This is a genomic window from Stieleria sedimenti, assembly GCF_025060895.1.
Classification (GTDB): domain Bacteria; phylum Planctomycetota; class Planctomycetia; order Pirellulales; family Pirellulaceae; genus Stieleria; species Stieleria sedimenti.
In genome coordinates, this window is the sequence record NZ_JANZKV010000300.1 from 1 (window position 1) to 11,711 (window position 11,711).

The window sequence follows — 11,711 nt, forward strand, 5'->3', positions numbered from 1 at the left end:
ACCGGAGGGCTGGCGCCCTACCGCTAACAAACACACCCCGCTTGGCGTCAAAGTAAGTGGCATTGGGCTCCCGCCTCCCGAGCCGTCCTCGGTGCGGCGGCAGAGCCGCCGCGGATGGCAAGCAGGATGCTTACCCCACTTTATCGCCTGGGAACGAGGCCCGAAACGAGATCACGGGATTGCTACCAGTCGGCCAGCGGGCCGGTGCTGCCGTCGGTCGCGTACTTGTATTGCGCGTTACAAAACGAGTCTGTCATGCCGGCAAGGTACTCGCCGACGACGGTTTCAATCGGGTGCGATTCGCAGCGGCGGCGAAATCGTAGCGGCAATCGGGAAGGATCGTGCCGCAATACTTCGAACATGTCCTGCACTCGATGATAGGCCGCACGGCGGACGGGAATCAGCCGCGGGTGACGATACACCGCTTCGAACAAAAACGATTCCAACTCCGCCCGTTCCCGCGCCAATGGATCACTGTGTCCCAGTCTCAACCCGGCATCGCGGACTTCCGAGACGCTCTGGCCCTGGAACTCCACGACGCGCTCGGTGGCTTCGCTCAAAAAGTCGGTCACCTGCAGATCGATCAGCTCGTGAACCAACAGCTGACGTTCTTCGCGAAGTCGATCGGTGCCTTGTTTTTCACGAACCAATTCCATCGCACGTCGGACAATCGACAGCTCCATCAACTCGTTCATCGACAGCAATCCCATTTGCAGGGCGTCGTCGACGTCGTGGGCGTCATAGGCCATCGAGTCCGCGGCGTCGACGAGTTGGACTTCCAGCAGCGGGCTGCGGCCGACGGCGGCTTCCGCCTTGTGGGCCCGCACGTCTTGCCCGTCCAGGATTTCCAGCGACAAATTCAGTCCCGGAAACTTCGCGTAACGCTGTTCGAGTTGCTCGACGATGACGAGGGCAAACCCGTTGTGGGAGAACCCGCCGACCGGCTGCATGCATTCACTCAACGCGTCTTCGCCACAGTGTCCAAATGGCGGGTGCCCGATGTCATGGACCAGCGCCAGGGCCTCGGTCAGGTCTTCGTTGAGCCTGAGGACACGCGAAATCGTGCGTGCGATCGAAGCGACTTCGAAGGTGTGGGTCAGCCGGGTGCGATGGTAGATCCCCATCTCGCCGGTGAACACCTGCATCTTTCCCGACAGCCGGCGAAACGCACTGCTGTGGAGGATCCGATCACGGTCCCGGGCGAAAGGGCCACGATACGGATGATCGGGTTCTGCAAACCGGCGACCCCGAGTGTCTCGGCTGCGCATCGCGAAACTGGCGAGCAACATGTGCTCGCGGTCGTCATATCGCCGAGTGTCCAGCATCGTTGTGATCAAGAAATTCCGTTCCAGTGGGCGTCGTTTCGCGTCTGGTTTTCCAGGGGTTTATCGGAGTGTAGGTCATCGCTAGCGGCCTGTCGATTTGAGCCCGCATGCGTCAGCAAGGGGCTGCGCGGCGCCCCTCGCTGACTGTCGGGCTAACGGGATGGCGTTGATTTCGGAACGTGGACTCAATCGATCGGCCGCCAAAGCTGCAATCTTAGAGAACCGTGCGAATCTCGCCCACACCAATGTGTCGAGTCCCCGGAATCGCATGGTAACATAGAGGGTTCGAAGTCGAATTCCACCGTCCCTGAAGGACCTTCCGCTTGGATTTCCAGCCCTTTTCCGTCACCTGCGTGACCTGTTCGAGCCGGTTGCGCGTCAGCCGCCCGGAACTGGTCGGCAGCATCGTGAGCTGTCCCAAGTGCCAGTCGATGGTTCAGTTGGCGCCGCCGAAGACGGATCCGGCGGGCGCCGCTCCGATCGCGGTGGGAACCCATCTGGTCGACAGCGATGCGTTGACGGAGGATTCGATCAGCCAAGCGGACGGGCCGGATTCGGAGGCACCGCCGGTGCTACCCGCGGGCGGATTTGCCGAGCCGCCGCCGGTCGTCAGCTCCGATCCGACGCGATCCCAGCCGTCTCCGGACACCGCAGCCTCCGCCGAACCGACCGCGTCACAACCTGTCGCGCCGCCACCGGATTGGCACAGTCAAAAAAATGCCCGGTCGCGTCGCATCGCGATGCTGGTTGCCGTCGTTCTGGCGAGCGTTGTTTCCGCGTCCGTCCTGTTCGCCGTGATCCGCCGAAGCCGTTCCGGCAGCGCCCAAACACAGACGCCGGACGCCGCCGTTGCCGAAGCCGAAGCGGAAGTGGAAGCGGAAGCGAGCCCGCCCCAACCGACGCCCGACCCGGCACCGTCGGCAGACGACACCGACGCCGGTCGCATCGACGGTGAAGCGGTTGTCGATGCAACCGCAGAGGCGTCGGCCGTGTCCGTCGATGACGAACCGCCGGCTCACTCCCGTGATGGGGCGTCGAAGTTGGCTCCGGTCGACAACCCTCCGTCGAACGAAAACGCCGGCCCGCCGAGTGACCTGTTGACCGACAGCCCGCTGCTCTCGGCCAGCCCGTTGGACGGCATGACCCCACTGCCCACCGCGCCCCTGCAGACGCCTCCGCTCGGTGACGCCCCCGATCCGACCGATGAGACCGGCACGCTGACGGAATTGCCCAAAGAACTTCAGGGGCTGCTCAACGGGCTCGGCGGAATCGGTCGGCCGCAATTCACCGAAACCCAACCGGCCCCCGAAACGATCGACGAAATCCAATTGGATCGTGCGACCGAGGTGGACGTTGATTTGGAAGTCGCGTTGGATCCGAGGGATGAAGCAAACATGCGGCAAGCCCTCGGCCTGACCGTGGCGATGCAGACCTCCGATCCGAACGGTTACCCGCTGAACGATTTGATGTTGCTGCTCAGCCAACTCAGTGGCGTGCCGATCGAAGTCGAATGGGTCTCCTTTGACATCGTCGGCATACCGATCAACTCACGCGTCCCGCTGCCCAAGGGCTGGCCAACGGTCGAAGACATTTTGACGGCGGTGTGTGTGGCGACCGATTGCACGTTCGACAAAAAAGCTCGCACGATCACACTGCGGCCGACCGACGAAAAATTCAATCAAGCCGTCGCCGAGCTGTTGGATCTGAGCGATCTGGCGCCCGAAAGTGATTCAGCCGTCAGCGTCGCCCGCGCGCTACTGGGGCAGACCGAGGGTGATCCCTCCCGGGTGACGATTCCGACCGAAGGCGGGCCGGCCCAATTGGCCGTGTTTGTTTGCGAGGCGATCCGACGGGCACGCGGTGCCACCGGCAAACTGCCCGATGCGATCTTCGCCAGATGGGGCGGGACGTATGAGGATCAAGTCAACGCGTGGCCGAAACTGCAAGCCGGTGTTTCGGGCTCACCGCGAATCCAGGCGGCGACCGTGGCGGCCCTGGTTCGGCAAATCGCCAAACTCAACGGAGCAACCTGCTACGTCAACTGGCAGGACGCCGCACGTCGCGATCTGAAACCGACCGACAAGCGGATGCCGCGAACCGGCGAAGGTGTTTCTGCCGCCGATGCGATGAAACAGCTGCTCGAGCCCGAGGACATGCTGGCGCGCGTCGTCGATGCCGAACATTGGTGGATCGGATCGGACGCATCGCTCGATCGGTTTCCCGTCGTGATTTGGTTTGACGACGACGCGGCCGCTGAAGAGACGCAACAACGCGTCGGGATGGTGCTGCAGGGAGCCGCCGTGAACGAGCAGATCATCGGTGCGGTGGCGGTCGATCCGAAAAGCCAAAAGTGCGTCGCCGTCTTGCCCCGTTTTCTGCTGCGGCAATTGCCCCGCATGCTCGACAACGCGCTGTAGTGCTTTGTCTCGATGGACCTTGAGGGTTGCTCCGACCGGAGAGGCTCCCGCCAAACGGCTGATTCAATCGACAGGCCGCGAGCCGTCCGGTCTCTCCCAAAATATTCAAAGCGGACAAAGCACAATTGAACGACGCGTTGCGCGACGACGCTGCGGGCGGTCGGGTCGGCATCCGCCCTGGCGGGGCTCGCCGACAACTGGACATTTCTTAGACGCGGCCTACCGAAACATGGTGTAGATTCCGATAACGCGGGCTCGCGTTGTTGTCGCGGCCGTGAATCGAGCCCCCCGTACGACTTCCCAGTTTCCCAGTACGACCCTTTTGTACGACGTTGAATTGAGATGAAAATCCTCGCCCCCTTGGCCGTGTTGTCATTCGCAAGTTTGATTTATTTGGCGGCGTCGTCCGATTTCAACCTCACCAGACTTTCCGACTCGTCAAGTTCCGTGGACGTCTCGGGAATCGAAACCGATGAGTCGTTCGCGGACGCATCAGGACAGGAGTCGTTCGATCCGAATCCGGCCTTGGGTTCGGGTTCGGCCCCGCAGCTGGTGCTGATGAAATTTGGTGCCCCGTGGTGCCCGCCCTGCCGGATGATCGACAAGGAACTCCGCAAGCTGGGGCGGACCAGTCTGCCGGTTGAAATCCGTAAGATCGACGTCGACGAACGACCCGAGATGGCTGAACGATATGGGGTCAGCAGCATTCCGCGATTGATCTTGCTGCAAGACGGTCGCAAGATCGGCGACGCGGTGGGCTATCAATCGGCGGACGAATTGTCCGAATGGATCAACGAGAATGCATCGCCAGAAGCCCTGGCGGGGAAAAAACGAACGTCCAAATCATCGGTGGTTCAGGCCAACCCGTTCTTCAAGTGATTTCCGTCGCTGGCCAAAGCGTCCCGCATTGGACGTCAAGGTTCGGGCAGTAGGGGAGAGACGTATCACGTTATGAAGTAACCTTCCCGTGTGAACGTCGCGCAGTTTTGAAGCAACCCTCTTGGCAGGAGGGTCGAGCGCAGCGAGGGGAGGTCGAACGGTCAATCGCGAGTTTTACTTCACCTGACCGAGTCGCGTCCCAAGCGGCAAAGAGAATCCTCTCCTCGCTATGCTCGACTCTCCCGGAGGGAGAGTGACGAAAACCCTTAACGATCAACGACTTAAAAACTGCACGAACCTCCCGGAGTGGTGATGAACCTTGTCCGGATGATGTGCCACTTGTCCGGATTTTGCCGATCGACGATGCGTGAGAGCGCAAATGCGGACAGATTCGAACCGGCCCGGCCTGAACGAGTAGACAGACCCGAACCTGACGTGGACAATAAGTAGGTTGTTAGGTTGCCGATTTCCACGTCACGCTTTTCGTTCGTTGCCTCCATGCCGATTCAAATCAAATGCCAGTGCGGGAAAGCTCTCGCGGTAAAAGATCAATTCGCAGGTAAAGCGGTCAAATGTCCCGCTTGTGGGCAGGGGATCAAGGTTCCGGCGGTGTCCGCCCAGCAAGTCGCCAGCCCAAACGTCGCTGCCCCTTCGGCCCAGGCGGTCGGTACGACCGCGGCCGGGAATCCGATGAACGACTTGTTCGATGAGGAAGGGTTCGGCACCAACATCACTGCGGTCTGCCCGTCCTGCGGGGCGGCCATGGGGGCCGACGCGATCCTGTGCACCAAGTGTGGTTTCAACAAAACCACCGGTGAATCGGTGCGTGGTCACCTGACACCCGGCGTGGACATCTCGAGCGGGACGCTGGCACTACAGAAAGCCGCCGAAGACATGCGTCGCGCGGACAAGATGCAAAAGGACATGACCGAGCGTGCCGGAATGCCCTGGTGGATGCTCGGCTTGATTCTGTTCATTCTGTGCAGTGCGACGGGATTGGCGGTGATGGCCGTCATGTCAGCCAATCGCACGACAGGGCAAGACAACTTCAACGCGATGCAGACCTTCCTGCAGCTGGCCGGATCGGCCTGTGCTCTGGTGGCGTTTGGCGCATTGGTCAAGCTGATCGTCGAAGGATTCAAAGAAGACAAGAAAGTCGGTTTTCTGTGTTGCACCGTTGTCTATTTGATTTACTTCGTGTTCCAAAAGCCGAAGTCGCGGATCGGTGCGTTTTTGGTCATGGTCATCCTTGGCGGAATCGCCGGCGCCCTGTTTGCCAAGAGTCAACAGGTGTAGCGGTTGAAGATTCTGATCACCGGCATTTGTGGCTTCGTCGGCAACCAAATCGCTCGACGGATCAAGGCAACGAACGACGACGTCCGACTGTTCGGATTGGATAATTTCATTCGTGCCGGAAGCGAACTCAATCGCCGCTCGGCCGAACAGCTGTGCGAAACGTTTGTCCGCGCCGACGTGCGATCGGAAGCCGACTTGCAATTGCTGCCTGACGTGGATTGGGTGATCGACTGTGCGGCGCTGCCGAGTGTCTTGGCTGGGACCGGCGGCGGCGGTTCGTCGCGGCAACTCATTGAGCACAACCTTGCCGGTACACTGAATCTGCTGGAGTATTGTCGGCGCTGCGACGCGGGACTGATCCTGCTGAGCACGTCGCGCGTGTATTCGATGCGTCCGCTGGCGGAGCTTGCGCTCAACGAGGCGGCCGACCGCTACCTGCTGGACGTGTCGCAGCCGCTTCCGACGGGAATCACCGAAGCCGGCATCAACGAGTCGTTTTCCACCGCTCCGCCGGTCTCGTTGTATGGTGCCACAAAAATCGCTTCCGAAACGATGGCTCTGGAATACGGTCAGACGTTCGGGTTCCCCGTCCGCGTCAATCGTTGCGGCGTGCTGGCCGGTGCGGGACAATTCGGTCGCCCCGACCAGGGGATCTTCAGTTTCTGGATCCATTCCCACCTGGCGAAACGCCCGCTGCGTTACATCGGATGCCGAGGCACTGGGTTTCAAGTCCGTGACTGTTTGCACCCGATCGATGTCGCGGACCTTCTGGTCACGCAAATCGGTGCCGGTTCGGATCCGACCAAACCCCTGGTCAATAACGTCAGCGGCGGTCTCGAATCGTCGCGGTCGCTTCGTCAGTTGACTCGCTGGTGTGATGCGCGATTCGGTCAACATGCGGTCACGAGCAGTGACGAGGTTCGTCGGTTTGATTTGCCCTGGATCGTGTTAGATAGCACGTTGGCGCGATCGGCGTGGCAGTGGAATCCGCAACGGACGACCGACATGATTTTGGAAGAGATCGCCGAGTTCGCATTGCGGACACCGGATTGGTTGGAGATCTGCTCGTGAATCCGCGCCGTCGTTCGCTGCCGGTATGGGCCTCCTTGGCCGCGCCGATGCTGCTCTTTGTTGTCTTGCGACTTCCGACGCTGATTCATCAACCCGGGGTGCAAGACGAGCAATGGTTCGCCGTTCCAGGATTGACGGTCTGGCGAGAAGGCATCCCCCGTATTCCTTATCTTCCGACCCGCAACCGCGAGACTTTATTTGAGAACGCGGATGTTTGCCTGATGGCGCTTCCACCCGGTTTATCTTACCTCCAGGCCCCCTTCTTTGCGATCTTTCCGGCGGGCTATGCGACGGCGCGGATACCGCTGTTTCTCGGCGCCCTGGCGACGATTGCGATCGTGTTTTGGATCGTCAAACGCATCGGGGGCGGCGATTCGGCGGCCGGCGCCGCGGCGCTGATCGTTTCCCTCTCTCGACCACTGCTATTCACCGGACTGACCACACGTCCCGATCTGTTGTGCGCCGTCGCGGGATGGCTGTCCATCATCGCGGCGTGGCAGATGCTGCGAACGGCGCCCGCCAATAGCGGACGTTGGGCGTTGACCAGCGGTGCGTTGTCCGGTCTGGCAGGGTTGTTTCATCCGTTCGCACTTGTGTTTGCGATGCAAGGCGGTGTCGCGATGTTGCTGGGCACGGCAACCGTCATGCAAAAGACCAAACGTGCCGCGCTGTACCTTGCCGGAAATGTGTTGGCCATTTCATTGTGGATCCCGCTGATCGTGTCTTATCCCTATGAATTTCGCAGCCAGTTTTTTGCCAACGTGCTCGATCGGGCCGGTCCGGGACTACCGGCTCGAATCGTTTGGCCGATCCCTTCCCTGATCCATCATGCCAAGTTGCTGTCTGAATTTGCCGGTCCGCTGCAATGCCTGCTGATGGCATCGGGATTGGTGCTGGGATCTGTCTTCTTGTGGCAGCAGCGAGGAATCACGGCGTCAGAACGGAAAGGCTTGATCGCACTCGTCTGGTCGAGCGTGTTCCTGACCGCCACCGTCGCCGGACTCCACCCGACCAAGGGCTATTGGATCTACCCTTTCGTTTGGATCGTCGCGATCGCCGTCGTCGGGATCGACGATTTCATCAGCAAGAGGATGGTCGATGCCGGTTTGATGCCGGCGAATGGGCGGGCGTCGGCCGTGCGTGGTTTGCTGTTGGCAATCGCCATTTTGATGCTGCTTCCCGGAGCCGGACTTCGCACAACCTGGGTTTATTTGTCGCGCTGGAAAGATCCGTCCGTCTATGCGCCCGCCTTCATCGAAGGCGTGCTCAACGACTTGCCGCGGGAAGGGGTTTTCTACGCCGATTTGTCCTATGTTTTCGACGTCTATTTGAGCGGTCGAGAAACGCGGCTGTGCCAGGAACGTGAGCAGTACTGGGGTGATGAACCGATTTCCTACACGTACTTGCTGCTTTCCTGGGAAGGTGAAGACGCGGGCTGGGCGAACCAGTACGACGGTTTGCATGTACGACGATTTGGGACCCGAGAAATTCCCCAAAACTGTTTTGTGGATTTGTATCGGCCTGCTCCAGTCCACCACGCAGAACCCCACGATTCACTTCCTCCCGATGGCGACAGCAAATGATCAGCCAGGATGAAGGCGTTCAGAGACGTAGACGCCAATTGTCGATTGTTATCCCAGCGTACAACGAACAGGAGAACATCGGACCCTGTTTGGAGGAATTGATGACGCTGTTGGTCGATCAGTCGGGGATCGACGCCGAAGTCATCGTGGTCAACGACAATAGCAGCGATGCGACCGAAGCAGAGGTGCTGAAATGTCGCGAGCGTTGGCCATCGATCCGATTGGTTCGTCGTCAGCCGCCCGGCGGTTTTGGCCGCGCGATTCGAACCGGGCTGCAATTCGTGCGCGGCAGCGTCGTCATCATTTACATGGCGGACCGGTCGGATCATCCCGAAGACGCGCTGCGGTATTACGAAACGATTCAAGAAGGGTACGACTGCGTCTTCGGATCGCGGTTCATCAAAGGCGCCGAAGTCAAGCGATATCCGACAGTGAAATTGTGGGTCAATCGCTGTGTCAACAAAGCCATCCAATGGATGTTCTGGACGCCGATGAACGATTTGACCAACGCGTTCAAGGCGTATCGAACCGACGTCGTCGATCATTGCGGGCCCTACCGCGCCTGCCATTTTAACATCACGCTGGAAATGTCACTCAGCGCGCTGATCAGCGGACACCGGATCAAGGAAATCCCGATCCGCTGGGAAGGCCGGACGTGGGGTTCAACCAACTTGCGGATGCGCGAAATGGGACGCCGTTATTTGTGCACGCTGCTGATGTTGTTTTTTCAACGCGTGCTGATGTCCGATGACGTCGTCGCCGAGCGGCAGAGAAAGCTCGACACGGCGATCGAGGTCATTCCTGAGGCCTGACGGCTCGCGTGGCTCGATTCCGGCGGCTGTTCCACCGACACCAGACGGCTCACGCCGGTCTCCGGGCGAGGTTCAGAGTTGATTCCCGACGGTGTGTAGATACCGATGCCCGCGGGGAGGTAAACTGTCTTGGCAAATCGACCTCTCATCGGCCGCGGTAGGTGTCGCACAGCGTCATCTGCAGAAACTCAATGACCTCGTCGATTCTTCGGTTCCCCACTCCTCGAGATTCATCGAAAATGAAGTTTCCATTCCGATTCCGGACACTCGCAGGTCTGCTCTCTGCGTTTGCCCTGCCCGCCCTCAGCGTTTTGGCTGACGTGGCCTCCGCGCAGCAAACTCGACCCAACGTCGTGATCGTGATCACGGACGATCAAGGCTATGGCGATCTGTCCTGCCATGGCAACCCGATTCTCCAAACGCCCAACCTGGATCAACTGCATCGCGATTCCGTTCGGTTGACCGACTATCACGTCGCGCCGACTTGCTCGCCGACACGCTGCGCGTTTCTTACCGGTCACTGGACCAATCGCACCGGCGTCTGGCACACGATCATGGGCCGCTCGATGCTGCGCGAAAACGAAGTCACTATGGGAGACGTTTTTTCTGCGGCCGGATACGAGACCGGGATGTTCGGCAAGTGGCACTTGGGTGACAACTATCCCTACCGCCCCGAAGACCGCGGCTTTACCGAAGTGATGCGACATGGCGGCGGCGGTGTCGGTCAGACTCCGGATCATTGGGACAACGCCTACTTCGACGGATCCTACTGGCACAACAGCAAGGTGACTCCGGTCCAAGGCTTTTGCACCGATGTCTTCTTTGATTATGCCGAACAGTTCATTCGTGATTCGCATTCGGCCGACAAACCCTTCCTGGCCTACATCGCCACCAACGCGCCGCACGGCCCGATGCACTCCCCCGAAAAGTACAGCGAGCCGTATGCCAACTTGGACACGGGATTGGCAAACTTCTACGGCATGATCGCCAACATCGACGAGAACGTGGGGCAGCTGCTCGGTCTCTTGGAAGACCTGAAGATTGCCGACAACACGATCTTCATTTACACCACCGACAACGGCACCTCCTCGGGCGACAAGGTGTTCAACGCCGGAATGCGTGGCAAGAAAGGCAGCCATTATGACGGCGGACACCGCGTCCCGCTATTCATTCGCTGGCCCGACGCCAATCTGGTCGGCGGACGCGACGTCGACACGCTGACCGGCTACGTCGATGTTCTGCCGACGCTGATTTCGATGTGTCGTGTCGCTCCGCCCCAAGGCGTTCGGTTCGACGGCGTCGATCTCTCCCCGCTGATCTTTGATCGTGCGACCGATTGGCCCGACCGGATTCTGGTCACCGACTCCCAACGCGTCAAAGATCCGATCAAGTGGAAAAGTTCGGCGGTGATGACCGACCGCTGGCGGTTGTGCAATGGACAGGAACTGTTCGACATCGACGCCGACCCCGGACAAAAAAACGACGTGGCGTCGGAGCACCCAGATGTCGTTGAGCGATTGAGAAATTTCTATGAACGCTGGTGGGCGGAACTGGAGCCGACGTTTGACCAATCCACGGCGATTTACCTGGGACACCCTGCCGACAATCCGGCCCGTTTGACCAGCCACGATTGGATCACCACGCGGATGACACCCTGGAATCAAAGCCAGGTGCGGGCGGCAATGAATGGCCCGGCCAACACCGGGTTCTGGAACGTCAAGATCACCGAGGCCGGCAAGTATGTGGTTCGGTTGCGACGCTGGCCCGAGGAAATCGATCACCCGATCACCAGTCCGCTGCCACCGGGACCGCCGGTGCCCGGACAAAAGGCATTTCGGGAAACGCCCGGCAAGCCCGTCGCGGCAGCGAATGCCACGCTAAAAATCGGCGGTGTTGAAAAGTCGGCGGTCGTTCCCGACGGCGCGAAAGAAGTCGTCTTCGAGTTGGACCTTGAGCCCGAAACGACGACGATGACAGCCAGCTTCGAAACGGACTCGGGAGAAGTCTTCGGCGCCTATTTCGCCTACGTCGAAAAACTCTAAACGTCGCGGTCACCCCGGCAGCGCAAACAAAAAATCGGCAGCGCAACACTGCCGATTCGTTGGAGGGTGCCGCGGCTGGCACGGAGATAAGTATCAGGGGATGCAGCGACCGTTGGTGTTTAGCCTTTAGGCGATTCCCGTTCGCTGCACGGCAGCGACAGTGGGCGGCTAAAGCCCAATACCGCTAAGTTAACATGAATGAGGGGGCCCGGACGCTGGCGCGAACCGGCTGATGTCAAACGAATATCAGCCGTTTGGCGCGAGCCTACGGGCCCTCATCTGAAGA

Annotated in this window: 8 protein-coding genes; 7 read left to right on the forward strand and 1 reads right to left on the reverse strand. The window is 59.9% G+C overall.

Translation table 11 applies throughout. From position 1 onward, the window contains the following. Nucleotides 1-182: 182 nt before the first annotated feature. A complete protein-coding gene (dgt, locus tag NZK35_RS31095; RefSeq protein WP_259636438.1) occupies nt 183-1,325 on the reverse strand; it encodes a dGTP triphosphohydrolase in 1,143 nt (380 codons plus the stop codon). 323 nt (nt 1,326-1,648) lie between these two features. Between dgt and NZK35_RS31100 the strand changes: the two genes are divergently transcribed. The 7 genes from NZK35_RS31100 (at nt 1,649) to NZK35_RS31130 (ending at nt 11,425) form a co-directional block, all read left to right on the forward strand. Beyond that, nucleotides 1,649-3,742, forward strand: a complete 2,094-nt coding sequence (locus NZK35_RS31100) for a hypothetical protein (protein ID WP_259636431.1) — start codon at nt 1,649-1,651, stop codon at nt 3,740-3,742. 342 nt (nt 3,743-4,084) lie between these two features. After that, complete coding sequence (locus tag NZK35_RS31105; RefSeq protein WP_259636432.1) at nt 4,085-4,621, forward strand: thioredoxin family protein; 537 nt, start codon at nt 4,085-4,087, stop codon at nt 4,619-4,621. 498 nt (nt 4,622-5,119) lie between these two features. Then, on the forward strand, nt 5,120-5,917 hold the full coding sequence (locus tag NZK35_RS31110; protein ID WP_259636433.1) for a hypothetical protein: 798 nt from the start codon (nt 5,120-5,122) through the stop codon (nt 5,915-5,917). A 3-nt stretch (nt 5,918-5,920) separates the two neighbouring features. Further along, nucleotides 5,921-6,988 carry an NAD-dependent epimerase/dehydratase family protein gene (locus NZK35_RS31115; protein ID WP_259636434.1) on the forward strand — a complete coding sequence of 356 codons (1,068 nt, stop codon included), beginning with the start codon at nt 5,921-5,923 and terminating at the stop codon, nt 6,986-6,988. Then, nucleotides 6,985-8,571: a glycosyltransferase family 39 protein gene (locus NZK35_RS31120; protein ID WP_259636435.1), complete on the forward strand. Its 1,587-nt coding sequence runs from the start codon at nt 6,985-6,987 to the stop codon at nt 8,569-8,571. Before NZK35_RS31115 ends, NZK35_RS31120 begins: the two co-directional genes overlap by 4 nt. 38 nt (nt 8,572-8,609) lie before the next feature. Then, nucleotides 8,610-9,383, forward strand: coding sequence for a glycosyltransferase family 2 protein (locus NZK35_RS31125; RefSeq protein ID WP_259636436.1), 774 nt, complete (start codon nt 8,610-8,612; stop codon nt 9,381-9,383). A 239-nt stretch (nt 9,384-9,622) separates the two neighbouring features. Beyond that, nucleotides 9,623-11,425, forward strand: a complete 1,803-nt coding sequence (locus tag NZK35_RS31130; protein WP_259636437.1) for an arylsulfatase — start codon at nt 9,623-9,625, stop codon at nt 11,423-11,425. Nucleotides 11,426-11,711: the final 286 nt, after the last annotated feature.

Excerpts from the sequence above, each read along its gene's own strand:
- dgt (WP_259636438.1), bottom strand. The coding sequence starts at position 1,325 with ATGCTGGACACTCGGCGATATGACGACCGCGAGCACATGTTGCTCGCC.
- NZK35_RS31105 (WP_259636432.1), top strand. The coding sequence starts at position 4,085 with ATGAAAATCCTCGCCCCCTTGGCCGTGTTGTCATTCGCAAGTTTGATT.
- NZK35_RS31110 (WP_259636433.1), top strand. The coding sequence starts at position 5,120 with ATGCCGATTCAAATCAAATGCCAGTGCGGGAAAGCTCTCGCGGTAAAA.
- NZK35_RS31130 (WP_259636437.1), top strand. The coding sequence starts at position 9,623 with ATGAAGTTTCCATTCCGATTCCGGACACTCGCAGGTCTGCTCTCTGCG.